The organism is Variovorax sp. Soil_C_17, from assembly GCF_057657265.1.
Genome location: NZ_JBDGIT010000001.1, coordinates 105,883 through 130,554, shown reverse-complemented (window position 1 = coordinate 130,554; position 24,672 = coordinate 105,883). Strand labels below are relative to the sequence as shown.

The window sequence follows — 24,672 nt, the reverse complement described above, 5'->3', positions numbered from 1 at the left end:
ACGCGATGAGCCACCCCTCACATTCGATCGACGCGACGACGCGGCTGGCCGAAGCCTGCGACCCCGAGCTGGAATTCGCCCGAGCACGGGAGCTGCACGACGCAGGCAGTCTCGACGAGGCAGAGCAGGCCTACGGGCGCATCCTCGCAGCGATGCCGGACCATGCCGAGGCGCTGCATTTCCAGGGCCTGGCGGTGCACCAGCGCGGCGACCATGCGCGGGCGATCGAGCTGATCCGTGCGGCCATCGCGCTGAACGGCGCGCAGTTCGGCTGGTACAGCAATCTCGGCAACGTGCTGCTGCTCAGCGGTCACAAGGACGCGGCTGCCGAGGCTTACGAGCAGGCGATGCGGCTGGCGCCGGAACGCGCAGACGTCCACAACAACCTCGGCGTGCTGCTGGGCGACCGGGGGCAGCTCGAGAAAGCCGAGTCCACGCTGCGCCAAGCCGTCGCGCTCGAGCCCGACAAGGCCGAAGTCCATGCCAACCTCGGGCGCGTGCTGCTGCGCCTCGCGCGCAACGACGAGGCACGGGATTGCCTCGACGAGGCGCTGCGCCTGAACCCGGAGCTCACGGCGGCGCGCCCCATGCTGGGCCTGGTCTACCGCAGGCTCGGACAACTGGACGCGGCGGCGCAGGTCTATCGGGACTGGCTGGAACGGGTCCCCGGAGACCCGACGGCGCTCCATCATCTCGCCGGCTGCTCGGGCGAGGCCGTGCCGGCACGCGCCGCCGACGCCTACGTGGAGCGCACCTTCAATGGCTTTGCCGACAGCTTCGACGAAACGCTGACGCGTCTGCACTACCGCGGGCCGGCGCAGATCGCCGAGGCCGTGGCACGGCACCTGGGCGAGCCGCGGCGCGCGCTGGCGGTGCTCGATGCCGGCTGCGGCACCGGTCTGTGCGGGCCGCTGATCGCGCCGTACGCGCGCGACCTGGCCGGTGTCGACCTGTCGCAGCAGATGCTCGACAAGGCGCGGCTGCGGCAGGCCTACGACACGCTCACGAAGGCCGAGCTCACGGCCTTTCTCGAAGGCGCGGAGCCGGCCTCCCGCGACCTCGTCGTGTCGGCCGACACGCTGATCTATTTCGGCGAGCTGCGCGCCTTCTTTCGCGCGGCGGCAGGAATCCTGCGACCGGCGGGCTGGCTGATCTTCACCGTCGAGGCCTTGACCGACGACGGACGCGCCGGCTTCCGTCTGCACCCTCACGGCCGCTACAGCCATCGCGAAAGCTACCTGCGCGAGAGCCTCGCGGCCGCGGGCCTGGCGGTCGAGGGGCTGGAAGGGGTGCAGCTGCGCGTGGAGGCCGGCAAACCGGTCGAGGGCTGGGTGGTCTCGTGCAGAAAAGAAGCACCTCGTGGGTCCTCTGTCGGACCAAGGCGACAAAGCAGAAAGCGAAGCCATGGCTGAAGACATTCAGTTCACCATCAAGAGCGACTCGCCGGTCAACGGCGACCTGATGTTCTGGAGCGTGGTGGGCCACGAGGGACTTTCCCGGCCCTCGGTGTACGAGCTGTCGGTGCTGTCGAAGAACCAGCAGATCGACGCCAAGGACATCCTCGGCCGCGCCTTCGACGTGACGATCGAGTTCCTGGACGAGGACGGCGGCAAGCACGAGCGGCATTGCGAGGGCCATGCGGTGCGCTTCATGCGCACCTCGCAGGTGGGACGCCATTTCGAGTACCGCATCCAGCTGCGCTCCTGGTTCTGGCTGCTGAGCAAGCGCCAGAACTCCTGGATCCAGCAGGACAAGCCGGTGCTCGACGTGCTTGATGCGGTGTTCGAGGACAGTCCGGTCAAGCGCTTCAAGAAGGTCAAGAGCGAGAACGTGATCGGCACGCACAACGCCCGCCGCTACTGCGTGCAGTACCAGGAAAGCGACTACGCCTTCCTCTCGCGCCTGCTGGAGGACGAGGGCATCTACTACTGGTTCGACGCGCACGAGGCCCCCGGCACCATGCACCTGGCCGACAGCAGCGACGTGGCGCACCAGAAGCTGCCGGTGACCGACACGCTGAAATGGGTCGAGGACGGCGCGAGCGAAGGGCGCTTCAACGAGATCACGCGCTGGATCAGTGCCAGGCGCTTCGACACCGGCAAGCACTCGACGCGCGACAGCGACTTCAAGGCCATCAAGAAGAAGCTGGGCGCCGACATGGACGCCGCCGACACGCACGAGCTGGCGGACCTCGAGGTCTTCGAGTTCCCCGGCGGCTACTTCTCCAGCGACGATGCCGACAAGACGGCCAAGATCCGCGGCGAAGAGCTGGTGGCCCGCCGCAACCGCCAATGGGCACTGACCTCCTGGCCCGACGTGGCGGCCGGCCGCAGCTTCAGCTACGAGGGCGACCCCGACGGCACGCGCGATGGCGACTACGTGATCGGCGCCTGCACCTTCATCGTGACGCACCCCGGGTACGAGGCGCTGGAGTTCCGCGAGAAGCCGCGCACCGTCGGCCAGCTGCTGGAGGAGGCGCTGGCCGAGGATGCGGTCAACGCCGGCACGCTGGACGTGCTGCGCGAGCTGCTGGACGACACGCCGCAGATGCGCACCGGCGAGCGCGGCATCTGCACCTTCCTGCTGACCGTGTTCCCGCTCGATGTGCCCTTCAAGCCGCCCCGGCTCACGCCGCGCGTGACCATGCCTGGGCCGCAGTCCGCCATCGTGGTCGGTCCCCAGGGCGAGGAGCTGCACGTGGACGAGCACGGCCGCGTGAAGGTGCACTTCCACTGGGACCGCAGCGAGAAGCGCAACGAGAAGTCCACCTGCTGGGTGCGCGTGTCGCAGCCCTGGGGCGGCAAGGGGTGGGGCGGCTACTTCGTTCCGCGCATCGGGCAGGAGGTGCTGGTCGACTTCCTCAACGGCGACGTCGACCGGCCCGTCATCGTGGGCCGGCTCTACAACGACGAGCAGTTCATCCCGTACAAGTCGCCGACGCAGAGCGGCTTCAGGACGCGCTCGACGCCGGGCGGCAATGCCGGCAACTACAACGAGATCATGTTCGAGGACAAGAAGGGCGAGGAGATGCTGTCGATCCACGCCGAGCTGGACATGAGCCGGAGCGTGGAACGCGACGATTCGACCAGCGTGGACCGGGACCAGTCGATCACCGTCAAGCGCGACCAGACGAGCCTGGTGGACCGCGACCGCAAGCACACGGTGACGCGCAACGACACCAACATGGTGGTGGTGGACCAGAAGAACACCGTCAAGGGCGCCCAGAACAACCAGGTGGTGGGCAACCGCACGACCTTCGTCGACGCCAACGACGCGCTCACCGTGGGCGGCACGAGCACGGTCGACGTGGTCGGCGCGCGCAAGACCACCTACCGCGCGGGCGAAACGCATACCGTGGTGGGCAACCAGACGGTGTCGGTGACGGGCAAGCTCACCTACAAGGCCGGCTCGATGAGCTTCGAGACCCCGCACATCGACTGGATGGTGACGGGCTCCAGCTCCAAGAACATCACGGTACCGACCGGCCCGCTGAACCTGATGGCCAACAAGATCAAGCTGATGAGCAACACCGGCATCGAGATGATGTCGGTCGGCAACATCGACCAGACGGCCATCGGCTCGAACACCACCATCCTGGGGCCCAACACCAGCGGCTACATCGGGACCAACAGCGAGGCCAACCTGGGCATCACCCGCTCCACCTTCATGGGCCTGAGCATTGACAACGCGCTGGCACTGGCCATGAGCAACAACGGGGGCGTGTTCATCGAGAACACGCTGGGAGTGAAGCTCGTCAACTGCGTGGCGCCGGAGATCAAGTCGATCGCCACGGCCGACCTCAACCTGACGCCGCTGAAGACGATTTCGCCGGGCGGCGGCGGCGGGGCCGTCACGGGCGCGGCGGTGGCGGGCGCGCTCGGCGCGGTGGCCGGGGCGGGGAGCGCCTTCGCCGATATCGGCGCCACGCTCAAGCAGTACGCCGATGCCGCGCAGGCCTTGAACGAGGCTGCGGCCGAGGCGCAGGCGGCCGGCATGACCGGCCTGGCGGGCCGCCTGAGCTCGCTGGCGATGCTCACCAACATGCGGCGCAATCAAGGCATCCTCGGCGCGGTGCCGGTGGTGGGCACGGGTTTGCAGGTGTTCCTGGAGATGTTCACCGGCGGCGATGCCATCGGGGCCGAGCAGCTGGCCGGCGCGGGCGCCACGACCAATGCGGACGGCACGCCGATCGCGCCGCCCGCCACCCCGCCGAGTACCGGCGCCGGCGCGGGCGGTGGCGGCGGCAGCGGTGGCGGCGGTGGCGGTGGCGGCGCCGGCGGCGCAGGCGGCAGTGGGGGCTGAAGGCAGCACGCTCGATGCAAGTCCTCAAGCCGCAGGCGCTCGGACTGTCGACGCGCCCCATCGAATTCCGCAAGCGCTTCGGCCTGTGCGTCAGCGCCTACCTCCACCTGCCCTTCGACCAGGGCGAACGTGGCACCCTGTGGGCCGAGCAGTCGATGTGGGCTTTCGTGGCCAAAGAGATGGCGCAGCCGATGATCGACGAGGGCGTGTCCAAGCTCACGCCCGAATTCCTGGTGCACGGCCATGCGCATCCGCCGGCCGGCCAGCCGGCCGGCCCAAACGCCTGCGCCGTGCGGGCCCGCGTGGGCGGGCGCGAGAAGACCGTGCTGGTCTTCGGCGATCGCAGCTGGCATGGCGACCATCCCGGCGCGCCCGCTCCCTTCGCCTCGATGCCGCTGGACTGGTCCCGCGCCTACGGCGGCCCCGATTTCCCATCCAACCCGGCCGGCCGCGGCCGCCTCGCCCACGATGGCGTGCTGCCGCTGCCCAACCTCGAACTGCCGGGCGACAGGCTGCACCACCCCGGCCAGGCCATCGCGCCGGCCGGCTTCGGTGCACTCGACCCCATGCATCCGCAACGCGTGGCCTTGCGCGGCACCTACGACGCGAACTACATGGAGCAGCACGCGCCCGGCTTCGCGCCCGACACCGACTGGCGCTATTTCAACCTGGCGCCATCCGACCAGTGGATGGACACGCCGCTGGTGGGCGACGAGTCCTTCTCCTTCCACCACATGCACCCGACGCGTCCGCTGCTCGAAGGCCGCCTGCCCGGGCTGCGCGCGCGAGTCTTCGTCGGCTATGCCATGCCCGAGGGCGAACCCAAGATCCGCGAAGTGCCGCTGCGTCTCACCACGCTGTGGTTCTTCCCGCATGCCGAGCGCTGCATCGCGATCTTCCAGGGCCTGGCCGAGATCGGCACCGACGACGCGTCCGACGTGGCCAGCCTGCTCGGCGCCGTCGAGCGCCTGGGCCAGGCGCGCGACGATGCGCACTACCTGCAAGCGCTCGCGCACCGCGCCCACCCCACGCTGGGCGCCATCTATTCGCTGATCGACAGCGACCTGCTGCCCGAAGGCATCGCGACCGCGGACCCGGCGGTGGAGGAGGCCAAGGCCCCCTTCGCCATGGAAGGCCTGCAGGGCAAGGCGCAGTACCGGCGCGCCGAGCTCGAGGTGGAGATGGCGCGCGAGAAGGTGCGCGCCATGGGCAAGGACCCGGACGCGCTGGGCATCCGCATGCCGCCACCGGAACCGCTGCCCACGGGCGACGCCTTGCCGGCCTACCTGGAGGCCAAGCTCGAGGAGGCACGGGTGCAGCAATGGGCTGCGGTGGACGACGCGCTCAGCCTGCTCGAGAAGGGACTGGCGACGGCTTCGGCCAAGGGCGTGCCGCTGTCGGCGCTGAGCCATCGCGGCCCGCCGGCCTTCAGCGCACCGGCGCAGCTCGCGCAGATCCAGGCCGCCGCGAAGGACCTGAAGCCGCCGCTCGAATTGCCGCCGCTGGTGCGCAAGCTCTACATGCTCCAGGAAACGCACCGCACCGGCTACCTGCAGACCGCGCACGTGCAGCCGCCGGCGCACCCCATGCCGGCGGCCGAGGCCGCGGGCTTGCGCGACGAGGTGGCGCGGGGGGTGAAGGCCGGCATCCGCTGCTTCTTTTCCGCCGACTTCACCGGCGCCGATTTCTCCGGGCTGGACCTGCGCGGCGTGGACTTTCGCGAGGCCTGGTTGGAAAGCGCGGACTTTCGCGGCGCCAATCTGTCGGGCGCCAAGTTCCAGAGTGCCGTGCTCGCGCACGCGAAGCTGGATGGCGCGACGGCCATCGGCACCGACTTTCGCAAGGCCAATCTCGGCCGCGCCCGGCTGGCCGGCGCGGTGTTCGATGGCGCCGACTTCTCCGATGCGGTGCTCATGCGCTGCAGCTTCGCCGGCACGCAGGCCCGCCGCGCCCGTTTCACCAAGGCCAACCTGCTCGAAAGCACGTGGGGCGAGGCCGACTGGAGCGAAGCCGACCTGGAGGGCCAGACCTTCTACAAGCTCGACCTCCAAGGCATGCGCTGGCCGGGCGCGCGCCTCTCCTCCTGCAACTTCATCGATTGCGAGCTGGCCGGCCTGGACATGCGCGCCGCGGTGCTGGAAGGCAGCACCTTCGTCAATTGCCGGCTGGACGGCGTGCTGATGGGCGGTGCGAAGGCGGCCGGCGCGGTGGCGGTCAAGGGCTGCAGCCTGGCGCGTGCGGACCTCAGCGAGGCCGACTTGCGGCGGTTCAATTTCGGGGGCAGCGAGTTGGGTGGCGCGCGGCTGGTGCGCGCGCTGCTGGCGGGCGCCAACCTGTCCGGCGCCCGCCTGCGAGGCGCCGATCTGCGGCTGGCCGTCGCCCAGGGTGCGCTGCTGCGCCGTGCCGACTGCGGCGGCGCCAATCTCTCGGGCGTGGACCTGCGCGACGCGATCCTGCAGCATGCCGACCTGCGCGGCACCGACCTGCGGCGTGCCAACCTCTTCGGCGCCGACCTGGCCCGCGTGCGCCTGGACGGCGCCACGCGGCTCGACGGTGCGCTGCTCACCCGCGCACGCACCTGGCCGCGCCTGACCCGCGAGCAGCAGGAGTCCATGCCATGACGCCGCTGCTGCTCACGCTCGCTGTCTCCATGGGCGAGACCCTCGAGGGACAGGACCTGAGCAAGGGCGCCTACGCGGGCCTGGGCCTGGGCGGCGGCGTGTTCACCCGCGTGAGCCTGGCCGAGGCCGACCTGCGCGGCGCCGACCTGCGCGAGGCGGTGTTCGACCAGTGCGACCTGCGTGGCATGCTGGCCACCGGCGCACAGATGCGCCGCGCCGTGTTCAACCGCTGCCTGCTCGATCATGCCGACCTGCGCCGCTGCGACCTGCACGGCGCGGTGTTCGCCGAGTGCGACCTCGTCCATGTCCAGCTCTCTGACGCGATGCTGGCCATGGCCACCGTGTCCAAGTGCAAGCTCGACCACGCGGTGCTGCGCGCCGTCTGTCTGGATTCGGCGCTGCTGAGCCAGTCCTCGCTGGTGGACGTGTGCCTGGACGACACCAGCTGGCAATACACGACCACCAGCGAATGCGACCTCACGCAGCTGAGCTGGGTGGGCGCGCGCATGCTGCGCAACAACTTCTTTCGCACGTCGCTGAAGAACAAGTCCTTCGAGGGCCTTCAGCTGGAAGGCTGCCAGTTCTCCTTTGCCGACCTGGCGGGCGCGGACTTCAGCGGCGTGGGCCTGCGCCAGTGCAACTTTCAAGGTGCCCAGCTCGACGGTGCGCGTTTCGTGCAGGCCGGCGCGCCGGCGAGCCTCTTTTGCGACGCCGCCGGCGCCGGCGTGGACTTCAGCGGCGCCGATCTGCGCCAGGCCCTGTTCACCGGTGCGCGCCTGCCGCGGTCGCGCTTCAACAACTGCCAGCTGCACCAGGCCCATTTCGCCGGCGCGATGCTCGGCGGCGCCCAGCTGCAGAACGCCGAATTGACCTATGCCGACTTCCGGCACGCCGACCTGAGCGGTGCGGACCTGCGCGGCGCCCGCATGACACGCACCGTGCTGCATGCCAGCCTGACCGAGCAGGCGCTGATGAGCGACCGCGGCAGCGCGATCGAAACCGACCCCGAACTGCAGGCGGCCGAACGCTGGCAGCCCCTGCCCACATGAGCTTTTCCGCGAGGCAATCCATGAGCGAACCCCTTTCCTCTTCCGTTCCCAGCCGCAAGCGCCGCCGCACGCCGGGCGCGGCTGCGGCCCCGGACCAGCCCCTGGCGGGCCAATGGTGCGTCGGCATGGTGACCGAGGCCGAAGGCGGCGCGCTGGTCGTGCAAAGCGGCAACCTGCGCCTGCCGGCCGCGCGCGCCGCGAGCTGCCTGCTGGCGCCGGCCAACGGCGACAGCGTTGCCTGCCTGCGCGTGGCGCCTCGGGAAACCTGGGTGCTCGCAGTGCTCCAGCGCGAGGAGGGCGTGCCGCAGGTGCTGCAATGCGATGGCGACACGCGGCTGGAGGTCAGCGGCGGCACGCTCGCGCTGAATGCGGCGCGCATCGAGCTGCGCACCGAGGCGCTGGATGCCAGCGCCCGCCGCACCACGCTGGCCACCGACAGCGCCGACGTGGTGGCAAGGCAACTGAGCCTGGTGGCTTCGCGCATCAAGCTGGTGGGCGCGCTGCTGTCGAGCGTGGTCGACCGGGTGGAGCACTTCAGCAAGAACTACCTGCGCCACACCGACGGCATGGACAAGGTGAGCGCCACGCACGTCGAAGTGCAGGCGCAGCAGCTGATGCGCCTGGAGGGCGAGCATGCGCTGGTCAACGGGCGCGAGCTGGTCAAGGCCCGTGGCGCGCAAATCCACTTCGGCTGAGGACCGCGCATGTTTGCCAATTGCCAGATCATGGGCACCGACATGGGCTTTCCCGACGTCTGCATGACGCCGGCCGCGCCTTCACCCATTCCGGTTCCTTACCCCAACATCGCCATGGGGCCGATGGCCATCCCCAACTGCCCCACCATCCTCGTGATGGGCGGGCCTGCGCACAACCTGGGCACCACCATTCCGATGACCAATGGCGACAACGCCGGCGTACTGCTGGGCGTGGCCTCGGGAACGGTGATGGGGCCGAGCCGCCACCTGACCGGTGCGTTCACCGTGCTGCTGCACGGCATGCCGGCGACGCGGCTGACCAGCAGCTCGCTGCAGAACAGCACCAACTGCCCGGGCGTGCGCACCGTGCCGAGCCAGACCCTGCTGCTGCTGCTGGCGCCATGAGCTTCACGCCGGTGTGCGCACTAGGGCTTGCGCACGTCCCATTCGCGCGCGACCTCGTCGCTGCTCTTGGCCGCGCGGAAGTAGCGCGTGGGGCTGCGCTTCCAGTCGGCGCGCAGCACGCGCTCGGCGAACTGCTGGATCTCGCCCAGCGACGCGTCCACCGGGCGCTCGCGCTCGCGCCCGTCGGTGGTCACCTCGCGCACCTGCCCGCCCTGGAACTGCACGCGCATCACCAGCGGCCTGGCCACCGGGTAATAGCAGCGCTGGCCGCTGTAGACGCCGGTGATCTGCTCGCCGGAGGCGAGGACGATGTCGTATTCGAGGAGGTTCGACTTGGAGTTGTTGCCCGGTCCGTAACGGCAGCGCGCCACCACCTGCGAGATCTCCTGCAGCCAGCGGCGCGCCTGCTCGCCCGCCTGGGGCAGCAGGCCGGGCAGCAGCGCCGGGTCCATCCCGGCGATCTCGCGCGCGATCGCGCCGTTGATCAGTTCCGCCAGCCTGGGACTGGGCTGGTCGCCCGGCTGTTCGGGCACGCGGCCGGTGCAGGCGGAAAGGTAGGCAGCGAGGGACGCCAGGATCATGATGTGGACCTTGAAGCTCAACACGGGAGATCGAAGCATGGCAGCCATTAGACGATCGATCAGGCCGTATCCTCAAGTCTCGAAGACATCGGAGGGAGCCGTTACGTGATCCGCATCGCCGTCATTTCCCATCAGGGCGCGCCCGCGCCGCGCAAGCTGGCCGCGCAGTTCGGCCCCGATGGCGGGACCATCGGGCGCGCGCCCACCAACGCATTGGTGCTCGACGACCCGGACCGCACCGTCTCGCGCGTGCATGCGCAGGTGCTGTGCCGCGATGGCCGCTTCTTCATCGTCGACCGCGGCAGCAACCCGATGTTGTGCAACGGGCACCCGCTCGGTGCGGGCCACGAGGCCGCGCTGTCGCAGGGCGACCGGCTGGTGATCGGCGGCTTCGAGCTCGTGGTGGAAATGCTGTCCTCGCAGCATGCGCCGGCTGCCGCGGCGCCTTCACCTGTACATGCCCCTGCGCGGGCGGCGCTGCCCACCGACGACGATCCCTTCGCCGACCTGCTGGCCGGGCTCGGGCCCGCGGCGCCTGCGGGCGCGCCGGCGTCGGTGCAGGCGCCGGCAACGGCACCGGCACCGGCCGGGCCCTTCCCCGATCCGCTCGGCGCCGGGCGGGCGCCCGCCGGATCGGCGGACGATCCCTTCGCGGACCTGCTCGCGCCCGCCGCGCCCGCACCGTCGGGCGCGGCAGCCGTGCCCGCGCGCGGGCTGCCGCTGGACGACTTCTCGGACCTCGGCCTGTCGTCCTCCCCCAAGGGCCCGGGAATCGACGAGCTGTTCGGCATCGGCGGTGCCGGCGGCGGCGATCCGCTGGCCAGCTCGCCGCTCGGCGACCCGCTGCGCCAGCCCAACACGGCCTCGGCGGCCGATCCTCTGGCGGCGTTGCAAGGCACGGCGGCGCCGGCGCCGAAGCCGCGCAGCGACCATCTTCCGGCCGGCCAGTTCGCGTACACGCCGCCGCGCGAGGTGGCACCTCCGCCTCCAGTCACGCCGCGCTTCGACGACATGACCGGCGAGGCGCTCCAGGCCACGCCCACGTCGCCCGTGCCGCAAGCCGCGCCGCCCACCGCGACGCCCGCGGCTCGAGCGGCGCCTCCTGCCGCAACGCCGGAGGCTCCGCCCGATGCGCTGCTGGCTGCGTTCCTGCGCGGCCTCGGCAGCACGCACCAGGCACCCCAGCAGTTGACCCCGGAGCTCATGGAACGCATCGGCGTGCTGCTGCGCTCGGCCACCGAGGGCACGCTGCAGCTGCTGCTCACGCGCCAGGAGTTCAAGCGCGAGCTGCGCGCCGAAGTCACGATGATCGCGGCGCAGGCCAACAACCCGCTCAAGTTCTCGCCCACGGCCGAAGTCGCGCTGGCGCACCTGCTGGGCCCCGGCATGCGCGGCTTCATGCCGGCCGAGGCCGCGATGCGCGATGCTTTCGACGACCTGCGCTCGCACCAGTTCGGCGTCATGGTCGGCATGCGCGCGGCCCTGGCGCAGGTCATCGAGCGCTTCGCGCCGGCGGAGCTGGAGAAGAAGATCGCCGCCAGGTCGGCGCTCGACAGCCTGTTCGCCGCCAACCGCAAGGCCAAGCTGTGGGACCAGTTCATCGCGCTCTACGGCGGCATCGCGAGCGAGGCGGAGGACGATTTCCACGCCCTGTTCGGCAAGGCCTTCCTGGAGGCCTACGAGGCGCAGATGGCGCGCCTGAAGGCCGGCCGCAGTTGATCGGGAAAAGAAGCAAGAAGAGGAGAGGGGCCGTGGAAATCGAGATCATCACCCTGTCGAGGCAAGGCAGCCGGCGCTACAACGAAGATGTCTTCGGGCAATGGAACGACGGCCGCTTCGTCGCCTGCCTGGTGGCCGACGGCGCGGGCGGCCATGGCGGCGGCGACGTCGCGGCCGCCATCGCCCGCGGCAGCGTGCTGGAGGGCTTCGCGGCCTGTCCCGGGCTCGACGCGGAGCTGCTGCGGGGCTTGGTCGCGCGCGCCAACTTCGACATCGTGGCGCGCCAGGCCGAAGGCGGCAAGCTGGCCGACATGCGCTCGACCGTGGTGCTGGCCGCCATCGACTTGCACGAGCACCTGATCGCCTGGGCCCACAGCGGCGACAGCCGCGCCTACCTGTTTCGGGACGGGGCGCTGCTGGCGCGCACCACCGACCACAGCCTGGTGCAGCAGATGGTGGCCGGCGGCATGATCGACGAGGAAGGCGCGCGCCTTCATCCGCAGCGCAACATGCTGCTGTCGGCGCTGGGGTCGATGGAGGAGCCGCCGGAGATCACCGTGTCGGCGCCCATGCCCCTGGCCGAGGGCGATGTGCTGCTGCTGTGCAGCGACGGCGTCTGGGAGCCGCTGGGCGACGATGTCCTGCAGGAGACGCTGCAGGCCTCGCCGACGCCGACCCGCTGGGTCGAGCAGCTGGACGCGCACATCAGGGCGCTGGCCAAGCCGGGGCAGGACAACTACACGGCCCTGGCCCTGTGGGCGCATGCGGATGATGAGACCACGCGGCCGATGCCGGAGAGCGGCCTGAGTGGAGCCTGAGCGTCAGGAGCGGAAAGCGCCGACGACGCACAGTCTTCGGCGCCCTTCACTCAGTTTGCGAGGCTAGCGTAGCGAGGCCTGTTCGGGAAACACCGCGGAACCGGGCTTGGCCTGTCCTGAGCCCGGCGAAGGGCCGGGCCGCTGGTGTTGCCCCCTTGAGGGGGGAGGCGGCTACACGAAGTGAGCAAGCAACGGGGGTGGGTCATCCATACGCGACGTTTTCGGCGATGTTCCAGGCCGCGGTCTTCACCCCTTCGCCGCCGCCCTTCTTCGTCTGCGGGTCGTACTCGAACTTCACCTTGGCGAAGTTGAGCGTGACGTTCTCGGTCAGGCGGTCCTCGCCGCCGCTGCCGCCGGTGCTGATGCTCGTGACGATCAGGTCTTCCATCGTGATCTTGATGTACTCCAGCGGGTCGTCGCCGGCCTTGCGCACGACCAGCACGGCCTTGTCGTAGTGCGTGCCCTTGCAGCAGGCGAGCAGCAGCGCGTGGGAGGCCGAATCGACGTATTTGGTGAAGGACAGGTCCTGGACGCTCACCTTGCCGGCGCCGCCGCCGGAGCCGACATGCGTGGTGCCGCTTTGCGAGGCACCCCAGCTCCAGGCCAGGACGTCGATGTCTTTCTTGTGCTTGGCATCGACCGACTCGCCGTCGACGGGACCGATCTTGATGAACATGTCTACAGCCATGATGTGCGCCTTTCAGTTGGGACGTGGATGAGTGGTGGTGGGGGACTTATTTCCCGCCCTTGGCGGACGGCAGCCTGGACACCAGCCGAAGCGACACGGTGAGTCCTTCGAGCTGGTAGTGCGGACGCAGGAAGAACTTGGAGCTGTAGTAGCCCGGATTGCCCTCCACCTCCTCGACCACCACCTCGGCCGCAGCCAGCGGCTTGCGGGCCTTGGTTTCCTCCGAGGAGGTGGACGGGTCGCCATCGACGTAGTTGGTGATCCACTTGTTGAGCCAGCGCTCCATGTCGGCCTTCTCCTTGAAGCTGCCGACCTTGTCGCGCACGATGCACTTCAGGTAGTGCGCGAAGCGGTTGCAGGCGAAAAGGTAAGGCAGACGCGCCGCGAGGTTGGCGTTGGCGGTGGCGTCCGGGTCGTCGTACTCGGCCGGCTTGTGCAGCGACTGGGCGCCGATGAAGGCGGCGAAGTCGGAGTTCTTGCGGTGGATCAGGGACAGCAGCCCGGCCTTCGACAGCTCGGCCTCGCGCCGGTCGCTGATGGCGATCTCGGTCGGGCACTTCTGATCGACGCCGCCGTCGTCGCTCGGGAAGGTGTGCAGGGGCAGGTTCTCCACGGCGCCGCCGGACTCGATGCCGCGGATGCGCGAGCCCCAGCCGTAGAGCTTGTACGAGCGGTTGATGTTGGTGGCCATCGCATAGGCGGCGTTGGCCCAGCTGTACTTGCTGTGGTCGGCACCGGAGACGTCTTCCTCGAAGTCGAACTCCTCCACCGGATTGGTCTTGGCGCCGTAGGGCGTGCGCGCGAGGAAGCGCGGCATGCACAGGCCGATGTACTTGGAGTCGTCGGATTCGCGCAGGCTGCGCCAGCCGGCGTACTCGGGCGTGGAGAAGATCTTGGTCAGGTCGCGCGGGTTCGCGAGCTCCTGCCACGACTCCATCTGCATCAGGTTCGAGCTCGCGCCGGTGATGAAGGGCGCATGCGCCGAGGCCGCGATCTTGGCCATCTCGCCCAGGAGCTCGACGTCGGGCGGGCTCTGGTCGAAGTGGTAGTCGCCGACGATCGCGCCGAAGGGCTCGCCGCCGAACTGGCCGTACTCCTGCTCGTAGACCTTCTTGAACATGGGGCTCTGGTCCCAGGCCGCGCCCTTGAACTTCTTCAGGGTCTTGTGCAGCTCCTTCTTCGAGATGTCCATCACGCGGATCTTGAGCTGCTCGTCGGTCTCGGTGTTGTTCACCATGTAGTGCAGGCCGCGCCAGGCGCTCTCGAGCTGCTGGAACTCCTCGTTGTGCAGGATCTTGTTGACCTGCTCGGTGAGCTTGCGGTCGATCTCGGCGATCATGGCCTGGATGGACTTCGTCACGTCCTTGCCGATGACCTGCGTGTTGGCCAGCGCCTGTTGCGCCAGCGTGAGCACGGCGGCTTCGACCGCGCTCTTGGCTTCATCGCTGCGGGGTTTGAATTCCTTCTGCAGCAGCGACGCGAAATCGCTCCCTTCGTAGGCGACGTCCTTCAGTGCGCTCTGCTGGTCGAGTGCTTCGGTGGCCATGGTGCTTTCTCCTCGTGTTCGAATGGGGTGGGTTCGAGCGTCAGGCGGCCGGGCTGCCGGCGCCTTCCTCCGGCTTCTTGCTGGCGGCCAGCGTCTTGAGCAACTCCGGGTTGTCCAGCACCTTGGCCAGCAGCTCCTCGGCCCCGCCCTTGCCGTCCATGTAGGTCACCAGATTCGACAGCTGGTTGCGCGCCTCGAGCAGCTTGTTCAGTGCATCGACCTTGCGGGCCACCGCGGCGGGCGAGAAGTCGTCCATGTTCTCGAAGGTGATGTCGACCTTGAGCTCGCCCTCGCCGGTCAGCGTGTTGGGCACCGAGAAGGCGGCGCGCGGCTTCATGGCCTTCATGCGGGTGTCGAAGTTGTCGACGTCGAACTCCAGGAACTTGCGGTCGCCCACCGGCGCCAGCGGATCGGCCGGCTTGCCCGAGAGGTCGGCCAGCACGCCCATCACGAAGGGCAGCTGGACTTTCTTCTCCGCGCCGTACAGCTCCACGTCGTACTCGATCTGGACGCGTGGTGCCCGGTTGCGGGCGATGAACTTCTGGCTGCTCTTGGACATGGACGTGCTCCTTGCGGGGGTAGGTGGGAGGACCGTGCGAGCAGGTCCTATTCAGTGACCTGCTTGCCGGTCACGGTCTCGATGGTGTCCAGCGCATTCGGCGCCAGATCGGCCATGATTTCGAAGAAGCTCACGCCGATGAGCTTCTTGGCGCGGGCGATCAGCAGCGGCGCGGGATTGCCCGGCTCGGTCTGCTGGAGGTATTGGATGACGCGGTCGAGGGTCTGCAGCGCGTCCTGCCGGGTGCGGATCTCGCCGGGGGCGGCGGCGCGCGCGCTCCCCGTGGCGCCCGGTTCCGCGCCGCCGGCTGCTTCGGCGCCGGCCGCGTCGGACTGGGGCGCCGGCGCCACTGCGCCGGCGGCCTTGCCGAGGACGTTGGCGATGGAGCGCAGCGGCGACAGGTCGATGGAATCGGCGCGGCCTGTGCGTTCCACGATCAGCGACTGCAGCTTCGCGACCAGCGCGGGCGCTTCCATCAGCGTCTGCAACAGCTCGGGCGCCTCGGCATGAATGCTCTCGAGTCCGCCCTGGACCTGCGCCGCGGTGTAGCCGGGCTCGGCGCCGCTCGCCGCCAGGGCGTTGTGCGCGATCGCGATGTCGCGCACGCGGATCGTGCCGATGCCGCGCGCCGTGCCGATGCCGGCGTCATACAGGTCGCGCAGCACCATGCCTTCGTCGGTCAGCGGGGCCAGCGCATTGAGGCGCATGGTGGGGTCGTGGTCGTCGTCGGCATCCAGCTTTGGATGTATGCCTTCCCAGTAGCGGTCGAGCAGGGCCGTGAGCAGACGCAGGCCCATGGCGAAGCCGGTGACGCCCTGCGTGCGCGTGCATGCGCGCAGCAGCAGCACGGCGGCCCGGGCGTCCTTGGTGCGTCCCAGCAAAGCCTGGGCCTGCTGGGCCACGGCGCGCCACTCCGGCTCGACGGCGGGGATGACGGTGTCGCCGAACTGCTGCTCGGGCTTGCCCTGCGCAGCCGCTTCCAGCGCGGTGAAGGCCGGGTCGTACTCCAGATCGTCGCCGCAGGGCGAGGCTTCGCTGACGGGAGCCTGCAGTGCATCGACGAGTTCAGGTGTCAGCATGTTGCCTGTTCGAATTGACTGTCGATAATCAAAGATGCCCCTGCACGGGTCAATGCAACGAAGGAAATAGCATGAATGAGCCCGGTACACGCCGTTCGCCCTATGGACGACTCTCGAATGCGGGGGCTCGGCAGCGGTTGGCCAGGCTCGGCATCCTGTTGTGGCTCGTCGGGGCCGCCGGGTGTTCGAGCCCGCCGCCGCCGCCCAAGCCGATCACCACGCCGGTGGCGATGACGCTGGTGGCCGGCGCCGATGCCAATCCCGATGCGCGCGGCCGGGCCTCGCCGCTCACCGTGCGCGTCTATGCGCTCAAGACCAGCGGGGCCTTCGAATCGGCCGATTTCTTCTCGCTCTTCGAGAAGGACCAGGCCACGTTGGGCGCGGAGATGGTGCAACGCGAGGAGATGCTGCTGCGCCCCGGCGACAGCAAGAAGCTCGAGATGACGCTGGCCGCCGACATCAAGGCCATCGGCGTGATGGCGGCCTACCGGGACCTGGATCGCGCGCGCTGGCGCGAGGTGAAGGTGGTCGAGCCCGGCAAGGCATTGGTGCTGACGACCACCTTCGGCGCGCGTCAAATTCGCATCGAAACCCGGTAGCGCTGCCCGATCGATCATCGGGCCAGCGGCTGGTCGGTTGGCAGAAAACGCTGGAACAGGTCGGCGACGAATGCGGACTGGTCGGTGTCCTCGGGGGCGGCCACGAGATAGAGGCCACGCCAGCGCGCGAGCACATGGCCGCCGCGCGCGGATTCGAAAAGTTGCTGCGCGAAGGCGCGCAGTCCCGGCTGCAGGGCGCGCAGCTGCTCGACGAAGGCATGGATCGCCAGGCGGCGCGCCGGCTCCGGCTGTTTGCGCAGCAGGCCCATGCGCAGGGCATGCAGCCGCAGCGCCAGGGGTTCGAAAAAGGCATCGGGGCGGGCCGGGGCGGCCGAGGTGTAGCGCAGGCGGTGGCCCAGAGCCTGGGCCCGCGCCGCAGGAGGCAGGGCCTCGCGCAGCACCTCGTAGCCCGCGAGCCGCTCCAGGCCGGTCACGAGCAGGTAGACCGGCAACTGCAGCCGCAAGAGCTCCGCCGCCTCGTCGACGCGCCGGCGCAGGCGGGCCGCATCGGCCGCGAGCTCCTGCGCACCGCCCAGCAAACGGGCCGCGCTCACGCAGACCACGATGCCGTTGAGCGGGAGGCGCTCGCGCTGATCGGCCAGCGCCAGCAGCGCCTGGTACCAGAGGCTGCGCTCGTACGGCGTGGCGGGCTCGCGCACCGCGGCAGGGCGGGCCTCGATGGCGACCATCGATGGCAGAAAACGCCACTGCCAGAAGTCCTCACCCTCGGCTTCTTCCACGCCGTCGCGCGCCGCCGCGGCCATCAGCGCAGGCACGCCGGCGTCCTCGTCGCCGAGGAACAGCAGCCAGGGCAGGTCGTAGAGCGGCTGATGCAGGGCGCGCAGCGAGGGCGAGCGGAGCAGCCGCTCGCGCGCACGCGCGACCGCGGCGCGGGGGGCGGGCTGCGCTTGCTCCGCGTGCTCCGAAGACGTGGCCAGCGCCTCGATGCGCCGGCGCAGCAGGCGCCGCCGCGCGAAATAGCGCGAGCCCAGCATGAACCACCACAACGCGAGCAGACCGGCGAGGCACAGTGCCAGCAAGGCGCCGTAGTGAGCGGGCGGTGGGTAAAGCACGTTCATGCGGTTCCGGCGCACGCGGCTCAGCGCGAGACGGTTTCGAGGAACACGAAGTCGGCGATCGGCCGGCCCGCCGCCTCGCCGGTGGCCAGCGATTCGCGCAGGCGCTGCAGGTAGGCCGAGGCCAGCTCGAAAGGCGGGGTGTCGGCGCCATCGGCCAGCGGCGTGGTCGACGAGAGGGCGGTGATCAGCACCGTGCCGAAGGGCGGGCTCGCCAGCCAGCTCGAGGGAATGTCCCGGCCGAGCTCGAGGGCCTCGCCCGGGCGCATGGGCGGCGAGCCGCGGTTCGCATGCAGGTGCATGACGGCGCCGTCGGCCGTGTAGTAGTCGACCCGCAGGTAGCCTTCGTGGTCCGCATTGGTGACGCGAACCACCACCGTGTCGCCTTCGCGCAGCCGGCCCTCGCGCGCGGTGAGCACGGCGATCTTCAGTGGCTGCCGCTTCTCCTGGTTGCGCGCCTGGTAGGGCTTGAGAATGGCGACCACCTCGCAATGGGGCCAGATGCGCAGCTGCAGCGCGAAGTTCGCCGCTTCCACGCCCGGCATGGCGCGCACCTCGCGCTCGACGCGGGCCATGTCCTCCGCGGTCGGGACGAAGCCGCTGACGCGTGCCGTGCCGTCATCGCTCGCTGCGACCGCCAGGTCTGCGCAAGCGAAAGCCTGCAGCCGCTGCTCGACGCGCTGGGCCAGAGTGGGCGAGGGCGCGCGCGCGCCCAGCATGGACCACAGCAGGTAGGCCAGCGGAATGAGCAGTGCCAGCGCGCCGGCGGTGCGCAGCAGGGCGCGCTCGCGCCGCTCCGGCACGCGCGGGCCCGGCGGATCGGCCATGCCGTAGGGCTGCGGCGTGATGCGCTCCTCGGCCAGCGCATCGAGCGCCAGCGGGCGCACGGGCAGCTGCCGCCCGTGCAGCTCCTTGAGCTTGCCGAGCTCGCCGTCGTCGCCGCGCTCGAAGTAATACTGGCCCTTGAAGCCGTGGGCCAGCGCGTGCCAGTAGATCTCGCGCACCTCGCCGTCGTCGGGCTGCAGGGCCGACAGGTGATGGAAGAACTCGCTGTGCGCGTTGTTGGAATTGAAGAGCCGCACCTGCAGCGGCGTTGCGCCGGCAGGTCTTGCCGGGTGGCGCGCGATCACCTCGTCGAGCCAGGCGACGACCGCGAAGGAGGCCGATTCGATGTGTGCCGCCGAGATGCCTGCCGCCCGGGCTGCATCACGGGCCTGTTCGAGCAGCTGGAGCGCGCGTTGCTGGGCGGCTTCGGGCGCGGGAGCGGCCCGGCCGGCCGCGATGGCGGCATCGAGCTCGAGGCCGAAGGTGAACAGCGTGCTGAAGCAGTCGAACAAGCGAGCCATGAAGCGCTCGCGCTATTCTTCGGTGGCGACGGGAGCCTTGGGTTTGCGCCTGTCTCGATGGCACATGCCGATGTCCCTGTTGAAGCGGTGGATCTTGGATTCATTCTTTCAACGCCCTTGGGGGGCGGCCATACCGCTTGGGGACTATGTCGTTCGTGGAGCCGGCGAGCCTTGCCGTGTTTGGCGATCCGTTTTATCTTTCGTGTTACTTGTCGAGTTGACTGCGTGTACCACGCTTAATCTTTTAAGGCCTGCCTTATGAAAATCCTGATCGCCGATGACCACAGGCTCGTCATCGAGGCGGTCAAGGCCAAGCTGTCGGAGATCGAGCCGGGCATCGAGTTCGTTCTGGCGATGAGCGTCGACGAACTGCTCGCCGGCGCCTCCGACGACATCGATTTGGCCGTGATCGATCTCAACATGCCCGGTGCCGAGGGCCAGGCCCATGTGGACGAGATCCGGCGCCGTCATCCGGCCGTTCCGGTGATCGTGCTGTCGGGCTACGAGGACCCGGCCATCATGCGCAGTGCGCTGGAGCGCGGCGTGCTGGGTTTCATTCCCAAGGCCTACTCGCCCGAGGTCATGCTGTCGGCGGTGCGCCTGGTGCTGGCGGGCGGCGTCTACGTGCCGCCGATGCTGCTGTCCGCGGTGCCGCCGGGCGTGGTGGCCGGCGTGCCGCCCGGTGCCGGAGAGGCCGCGCAGCGTGCGTCTTCCGTGGCCACGGCGCAAACCCTCGATCACCTGCGCACGGTGCTCACCGAGCGTCAGGTCGAGGTGCTGCAACTGCTGTCGCAAGGCAAGCCCAACAAGCTGATCGGGCGTGCGCTCGGCATCAGCGAGGGCACCGTCAAGATCCACCTGGCGGCCATCTTCCGCGCGCTCAACGTGCGCAACCGCACGGAGGCCGTGGTCGCGGCGCAGTCGCTGACCGAGGCCTGAGGGTCTCGCCTCTTGCCTTTTTTTCTACGCGGCTGCCACTGCACTGTGGGAGCGGCGGGTGCCGTCTCAGAAGCGCAAGCTCAGCAGATGCGGCAAGCGCGGAATCGCGACGGCCTGGCCCGTGCGCAAGGCCTCGCGATAGACGTGCAGGAGATGCCGCTGGAACAAGGTGACCTCGTCGGCCGGCCAGTGCTCCACGTAGCGCGCCTGGAGCTCCACCGCGGCGGCCCAGTCCCCTTGCTCGAAACGATAGCGCGCCAGCGCCATGATGCCGTTCGGATGTTCGGCCACCCACGCGGGCACTTGGTCGAGCCATCCCTGCACCTCGTGAAGTGCGCGGTCTTCGCAGGCGAGCCAGGCAGCCGCAAGGCAGGCGTTGGAGCGAACGATCCCGACCGATGAGACCGCCAACGTTTCGCGGAGCATCCGCCAGGCCTGCTGCCGGTCGATGCGCGCATGGGCCAGCGCGGCGCTGAAGAACTCGGCGAAGCCGTACAGGCAGGTGCCTTCGTAGAAGCGCCGGTTGGCCCCGATTTCGGCGATCAGCTCGCGCGCCAGCTCGTAGCGGGCGCCGGCGATGGCGAGCCCCGTGTTCATGGGGATCGCAACGCTGAGCCAGAGATGCCGCGCCTCACGTCCGAGCTCGCGCACCTGCTCCATGCGCTGCAGCGCTTCGCCGATGCGGGCGCAGCGCCAGTACAGCCAGGCGTCGGTCAGCTGCGACAGGAATCGGCCTGCGCGGGACTGCTGCATCGACGCCGATGCGAGCGTGGCCTGCGCCTTTTTCACGGACGCCTGCTCGCCCGCGCTGCTGTGCACCATGAGCTGCAACGCGAGCGTGAGCGCATGTCGCACCGGGGTGCCGGCCAGCCTCGCGCATTCCACGGCTTCGTCGATGGCCACCGTCGCATCGTGCATGCGCCCGGCGTCGCGGTGGATGATTGCGATCCGGTGGAGGGTGCGCGCGAGGTCTGCATGCTGCGGGAGCGGCTTGCGGCTGAGCTGCGCTGCACGGTGCAAGCTCTCGAGCGCGGGCGCTGCGTGGCCGCGCAGGTGTGCGATGACGCCCTCCTGCCGCAGGCATTGCGCCGTGAGGCGATCATGGCTGCCACCTTGCGCCATGGCGAGCACGCGCCGGCCGATGCTTTGCGCGAGTTCGAACTCGCGTTCCGCGATCGCCAGCTCGCAGCGCTCCAGCAGTACCGCCGCCTTGAGGGCATCGTCGCCGTTCGATTCGAGCAGCGTCAGGGCCTGGTGGATGAGGGTCCGGGCGAGTTCGTTTTTCTCGAGCGCGCGATAGTAGGCGGCGAGTGCGCGCAAAACGCGCGCCTGCGCGGCGACGTCGGACGCCACGCGAAAATGTGTGCCCTTTACGCCCAGCGCGAAGCTGTGGGTGCGGATCTCGAACTCACGCTCCCTCTGTTTCTCCACATACGACTCGACCCGGCCCTTGAGCAGTTCCAGCTGCGTCCTGCGGCCGTGCGCCTCGACCAGGCGGGCCGAGCTGTTCGAGGGCAGCACCACACGGCTCCCATCTGCGAAGCCCACCGTCAGGAAGCTGTCGCGACCGGTGCTCAGCAGATCGCCCGGCGCGAGGGTTGTTCCGGCGGCGAGTTGCTGCTCGGGCTTGGCGGCGCGCTGGAGCAATACGCTGCCCGAGACATGCAGCACCGCGGCGGGCCCGCCCAAATTCAGCAGCTGTCCAACACGCAGGCGCTCGGGTACCGGCACCGCGTTGCCGCGTTGAAGCTCGGGCCAGCGATGCGCCGACTCCATGTATTTGCGTGCCAACCCCCACAGGGTGTCTCCCGGCTGCACCAGGTAGGTCGACACGGGATTCGGCAACGCCTTTGCCGGCTGCGCGTGTGCGTGCGGCACGGGCTGCCCTGCGAGGCAAGCGAGCGCTGCGATGAGCCAGCAGCGTCCAGACATCCTACGCGCCGGCTTTGTCATCGATGTCGTTGGATCGGTCGCGCTCCGCCGCGCTCGCCTCGCGTTGCTCGCTGGTGACACGCTCCAGCCGATAGCCGCGTCCATAGACCGTCTGGAGGCGCAGGCCGCTGGCGCTGTGGAGACCGAGTTTGCTGCGCAACCGGTAGATGTGGCTGTCGAGCGCGCGGGAGGGCATTTCCTCGCCGTGCACGCCCAGCTTCTCGAGCAGGTAGGCGCGCGAAACCGCGTGCCCCAGGTGGCGGAACAGCGCCAGCGCCAGGCGGAACTCCCGGTCCGTCAGGGGGATTCGTGTGAGCGTGCCGTCGGGGGCCTTGAAGTGCACGCAGAGGTTCGGCTGGTCGAAGCGCCAGGCACCGAAGCGCTCCTGTTCCGCGGCTGCCGTCAGGCTGGGTTGGCGGGTCAGGAGGCGGCGGATGCGGGCGCACAGCTCCATGGTGCGGAAGGGCTTCACCACATAGTCGTCCGCCCCGATGCCGAGGGCGCCGGCCACGTCGCGCTCCGCGCTGCGCGAGCTCAGCATGATCACCGGCACGTCGCTTTTCTGAAAGCTGCGCAGCCAGTGGAGCAGCTCGACGCCATCGAGGTCGGGCACGTTCCAGTCGAGCACCAGCAGGTCGAAAGTTTCTTGCCGAAGCGACTTGCGCAGAGTCTCGCCCTTGTCGAAGGGCACGCAGGTGATGGATTCCTCGCCCGTGTCGAGCCCCCGCTTCAGCGCGTGGACCAGGTAGCCCAATTGGGTCGGATCGTCGTCGAGTACTGCGATACGCATGGATTCTTTCGTCTCGTGGCTCAGCAGGAAGTGGGCCGGATTCTTCCCCTTTTTTTCGGCGCAAATCTCGTTAATTGTTGCGCGCTGCATGCCAAACCTCGCCTCCCTCGCGGCGCATCCTGGGGCGCTCCGGCCTTGGCTTTCGGAAGGGCCAATCTGGCAAATTGTGACGCCAAACGCACCGTAATGACATCGCTCGGCATCATCCACGCCTTTCGACTGGACGGGCACGCATGCAGTGGCAATGAGGCGCGCTGCCCGCATCAGCGAAGGGTTTTCAAGCCCTTCCGCTCATTGCTACAAAAAGGATGTCAAGCAGCATGAATAAGTCATACCGCACCGTGTGGAACGAAGCCCTCGGTGCCTGGGTCGCGGCCTCGGAGATTACCAAGGCGAGGGGGAAGCGGAGTCGGTCTGGGACGGTGGTGGCTGCTGCCGCCATGGTGCTGGTGTTGGGCGGTGCGGGTGTTCGCACCTGCGGCAGAAGGTGGGATATTTGCCCTATTTCGCTCGATGTCTTGCCGTCGGCAGTCCATTTCAGCACTTCGAGTTCGCGGATGGTTAGCTTCTCCTCGACCTCGCACAGCCTCGGCAAGAGAGCACGAGTCAAGGCCAAATGCGCAACATTCACCAGCCATCGCATCCGTGGCTCTTTGGCCTGGAGCTCGTTCGCTGAGAGATCCTCGCCCGAACGCGCCAAGGTCAGCATGCCACCAACGCCATTAGCATCCAGGCTTGACTGCGCCCAGCCGACGCGTATTCCGCAGGCTTGCGCCTCTGTCCATAACTGCGGTGTGGACGCGAACAGTTCATCGCTCCAGACAACGGGCGCTTGGCTGCGGCGGCCATGCAGGACCGTAGGATCGGTGGCGACGTAGCCAGCTTCATGGTAGCGCTCGGCCCATGCGCTTGGGTAGTCGAACAAGGTCAGAACTCGGGGGTTCGACAGTGGGAAAGGGAACCGGATTCCATAGGCGCAGTATTCAAAGCCCAGCCCGCGCGCGGCAGCAATGATTTCGTCAAAGATCTCCTGCTCGCTGGGCGCGACAGCGACGATGCGCAGCAAATCTTCTTGCCAGTTTTTCATAGTGCGCCTCGCAAGGACCTCCGGACGCAAAGAGTTTGCCAGTCGGCGTCGCTCGTCAATGCCCCCGGGGCAGAATTAATCACCATTTTGGAGATCTAGTTTGCATTCCCCCAACCTTGCGGCCCTGCGCCGTCCCCCGCTCGAGGCAGCCATCGTCGATCTCGATGGCACGATGGTCGACACGCTCGGCGACTTCGAGGTCGCGCTCAATCGGATGTTGAGAGAACTGGCCCTGCCGGCGATCACACGCGATGTCATCGGCACGATGGTCGGCAAGGGCTCCGAGCATCTCATCCGCTCAGTGCTGCGTCGCGTGCGCGAGGAGCGCGATGCGGACGGCGCGTTGTTCGACCAGGCCTGGGGGCGCTATGTGCACCACTACCTCGCCATCAACGGGCAGCATGCGCCGATCTACGCCGGCGTCGCCGAAGGCCTGGCCGCGCTTCGTGCAAGGGGCCTGCGCCTCGCCTGCCTGACCAACAAGCCCATCGCCTTCGCGCGCCCACTGCTGGCGGCCAAGGGCCTCGACGGCTACTTCGAGCATCTGTTCGGCGGCGAGGCCTTCGAACGCAAGAAGCCCGATCCGCTGCCGCTCCTGAAGACCTGCGAGGCGCTCGGCAGTGCGCCCGCCCGCACGCTGATGGTCGGCGATTCGAGCAACGACGCGCAGGCCGCGCGCGCCGCCGGCTGCCCCGTGGTGCTGGTGAGCTATGGCTACAACCACGGCCAGCCGGTGCGCGAGGTGGATGCCGATGGCTTCGTCGATTCGCTGGCCGAGCTCGATGGGCTGCTCGGGTGGGGTTGACGATAGTTGACAGTCAAATTGATGAAAAGTAATGTA

20 protein-coding genes and 2 pseudogenes are annotated in these 24,672 nt (G+C 68.8%); 12 read left to right on the top strand and 10 right to left on the bottom strand.

Features of this window, described 5'->3' with window-relative positions; genetic code table 11:
- Nucleotides 1–5 precede the first annotated feature (5 nt).
- From AC3A6Y_RS00610 to AC3A6Y_RS00585, 6 genes are read left to right on the top strand one after another with little or no spacing between them, the layout of a single operon-like run.
- Nucleotides 6–1,412, top strand: coding sequence for a tetratricopeptide repeat protein (locus AC3A6Y_RS00610; RefSeq protein WP_487866297.1), 1,407 nt, complete (start codon nucleotides 6–8; stop codon nucleotides 1,410–1,412).
- Nucleotides 1,405–4,302, top strand: a complete 2,898-nt coding sequence (locus tag AC3A6Y_RS00605) for a type VI secretion system Vgr family protein (RefSeq protein WP_487866296.1) — start codon at nucleotides 1,405–1,407, stop codon at nucleotides 4,300–4,302. Before AC3A6Y_RS00610 ends, AC3A6Y_RS00605 begins: the two co-directional genes overlap by 8 nt.
- Nucleotides 4,303–4,316: 14 nt before the next feature.
- Nucleotides 4,317–6,923, top strand: a complete 2,607-nt coding sequence (locus AC3A6Y_RS00600; protein ID WP_487866295.1) for a DUF2169 family type VI secretion system accessory protein — start codon at nucleotides 4,317–4,319, stop codon at nucleotides 6,921–6,923.
- Nucleotides 6,920–7,972: a pentapeptide repeat-containing protein gene (locus tag AC3A6Y_RS00595; protein WP_487866294.1), complete on the top strand. Its 1,053-nt coding sequence runs from the start codon at nucleotides 6,920–6,922 to the stop codon at nucleotides 7,970–7,972. Before AC3A6Y_RS00600 ends, AC3A6Y_RS00595 begins: the two co-directional genes overlap by 4 nt.
- A 20-nt stretch (nucleotides 7,973–7,992) precedes the next feature.
- Nucleotides 7,993–8,667 (top strand): DUF3540 domain-containing protein, encoded by a 675-nt coding sequence (locus AC3A6Y_RS00590; RefSeq protein WP_487866293.1) that lies wholly within the window; start codon nucleotides 7,993–7,995, stop codon nucleotides 8,665–8,667.
- Nucleotides 8,668–8,676: 9 nt separating this feature from the next.
- Nucleotides 8,677–9,072: a DUF4150 domain-containing protein gene (locus AC3A6Y_RS00585; RefSeq protein WP_309958976.1), complete on the top strand. Its 396-nt coding sequence runs from the start codon at nucleotides 8,677–8,679 to the stop codon at nucleotides 9,070–9,072.
- A gap of 20 nt (nucleotides 9,073–9,092) precedes the next feature.
- On the opposite strand, the gene AC3A6Y_RS00580 is transcribed toward AC3A6Y_RS00585, so the two are convergent.
- Nucleotides 9,093–9,692 (bottom strand): hypothetical protein, encoded by a 600-nt coding sequence (locus AC3A6Y_RS00580; RefSeq protein ID WP_487866292.1) that lies wholly within the window; start codon nucleotides 9,690–9,692, stop codon nucleotides 9,093–9,095.
- 66 nt (nucleotides 9,693–9,758) lie between these two features.
- Between AC3A6Y_RS00580 and tagH the strand changes: the two genes are divergently transcribed.
- On the top strand, nucleotides 9,759–11,372 hold the full coding sequence (gene tagH / locus AC3A6Y_RS00575; protein WP_487866291.1) for a type VI secretion system-associated FHA domain protein TagH: 1,614 nt from the start codon (nucleotides 9,759–9,761) through the stop codon (nucleotides 11,370–11,372).
- 32 nt (nucleotides 11,373–11,404) lie between these two features.
- Entirely contained in the window at nucleotides 11,405–12,190 is a 786-nt protein-coding gene (locus AC3A6Y_RS00570; RefSeq protein WP_487866290.1) for a PP2C family protein-serine/threonine phosphatase, read from the top strand.
- 202 nt (nucleotides 12,191–12,392) lie between these two features.
- Here AC3A6Y_RS00570 and AC3A6Y_RS00565 read toward each other — a convergent pair whose 3' ends face one another.
- The 4 genes from AC3A6Y_RS00565 to tssA are packed head-to-tail and all read right to left on the bottom strand — an operon-like array spanning nucleotide 12,393 to nucleotide 16,062.
- A complete protein-coding gene (locus AC3A6Y_RS00565; RefSeq protein ID WP_487866289.1) occupies nucleotides 12,393–12,878 on the bottom strand; it encodes an Hcp family type VI secretion system effector in 486 nt (161 codons plus the stop codon).
- A gap of 46 nt (nucleotides 12,879–12,924) precedes the next feature.
- Nucleotides 12,925–14,424 (bottom strand): type VI secretion system contractile sheath large subunit, encoded by a 1,500-nt coding sequence (tssC, locus tag AC3A6Y_RS00560; protein ID WP_487866288.1) that lies wholly within the window; start codon nucleotides 14,422–14,424, stop codon nucleotides 12,925–12,927.
- Between the two features lie 40 nt (nucleotides 14,425–14,464).
- Nucleotides 14,465–14,983: a type VI secretion system contractile sheath small subunit gene (tssB, locus tag AC3A6Y_RS00555; RefSeq protein WP_487866287.1), complete on the bottom strand. Its 519-nt coding sequence runs from the start codon at nucleotides 14,981–14,983 to the stop codon at nucleotides 14,465–14,467.
- A 47-nt stretch (nucleotides 14,984–15,030) separates the two neighbouring features.
- Nucleotides 15,031–16,062 (bottom strand): type VI secretion system protein TssA, encoded by a 1,032-nt coding sequence (gene tssA / locus AC3A6Y_RS00550; protein ID WP_487866286.1) that lies wholly within the window; start codon nucleotides 16,060–16,062, stop codon nucleotides 15,031–15,033.
- Between the two features lie 71 nt (nucleotides 16,063–16,133).
- On the opposite strand from tssA, the gene tssJ reads away from it, so the two are divergent.
- Nucleotides 16,134–16,661: a type VI secretion system lipoprotein TssJ gene (tssJ, locus tag AC3A6Y_RS00545; protein ID WP_487866285.1), complete on the top strand. Its 528-nt coding sequence runs from the start codon at nucleotides 16,134–16,136 to the stop codon at nucleotides 16,659–16,661.
- A gap of 14 nt (nucleotides 16,662–16,675) precedes the next feature.
- Here the strand turns inward: tssJ and AC3A6Y_RS00540 are convergent, their stop codons facing one another.
- Entirely contained in the window at nucleotides 16,676–17,740 is a 1,065-nt protein-coding gene (locus AC3A6Y_RS00540) for a type VI secretion system protein (RefSeq protein ID WP_487866284.1), read from the bottom strand.
- 20 nt (nucleotides 17,741–17,760) lie between these two features.
- Nucleotides 17,761–19,083, bottom strand: coding sequence for a DotU family type IV/VI secretion system protein (locus AC3A6Y_RS00535; RefSeq protein ID WP_487866283.1), 1,323 nt, complete (start codon nucleotides 19,081–19,083; stop codon nucleotides 17,761–17,763).
- A 258-nt stretch (nucleotides 19,084–19,341) separates the two neighbouring features.
- Between AC3A6Y_RS00535 and AC3A6Y_RS00530 the strand changes: the two genes are divergently transcribed.
- Entirely contained in the window at nucleotides 19,342–20,022 is a 681-nt protein-coding gene (locus AC3A6Y_RS00530) for a LuxR C-terminal-related transcriptional regulator (RefSeq protein WP_487866282.1), read from the top strand.
- Between the two features lie 66 nt (nucleotides 20,023–20,088).
- Here the strand turns inward: AC3A6Y_RS00530 and AC3A6Y_RS00525 are convergent, their stop codons facing one another.
- Nucleotides 20,089–21,855 (bottom strand): FecR family protein, encoded by a 1,767-nt coding sequence (locus tag AC3A6Y_RS00525; RefSeq protein WP_487866281.1) that lies wholly within the window; start codon nucleotides 21,853–21,855, stop codon nucleotides 20,089–20,091.
- Nucleotides 21,856–21,955: 100 nt separating this feature from the next.
- Nucleotides 21,956–22,744: a response regulator transcription factor gene (locus AC3A6Y_RS00520; RefSeq protein WP_487866280.1), complete on the bottom strand. Its 789-nt coding sequence runs from the start codon at nucleotides 22,742–22,744 to the stop codon at nucleotides 21,956–21,958.
- 308 nt (nucleotides 22,745–23,052) lie between these two features.
- On the opposite strand from AC3A6Y_RS00520, the pseudogene AC3A6Y_RS00515 reads away from it, so the two are divergent.
- Nucleotides 23,053–23,142: pseudogene (locus AC3A6Y_RS00515) on the top strand (ESPR domain-containing protein); the annotation flags it as partial.
- A gap of 221 nt (nucleotides 23,143–23,363) precedes the next feature.
- Here AC3A6Y_RS00515 and AC3A6Y_RS00510 read toward each other — a convergent pair.
- A pseudogene (locus AC3A6Y_RS00510) lies at nucleotides 23,364–23,831 on the bottom strand (autoinducer binding domain-containing protein); the annotation flags it as partial.
- 100 nt (nucleotides 23,832–23,931) lie between these two features.
- On the opposite strand from AC3A6Y_RS00510, the gene gph reads away from it, so the two are divergent.
- The gene (gene gph, locus AC3A6Y_RS00505) at nucleotides 23,932–24,636 is read left to right on the top strand and encodes a phosphoglycolate phosphatase (RefSeq protein ID WP_487866279.1); all 705 of its coding nucleotides are present in this window, start codon (nucleotides 23,932–23,934) and stop codon (nucleotides 24,634–24,636) included.
- Nucleotides 24,637–24,672: the final 36 nt, after the last annotated feature.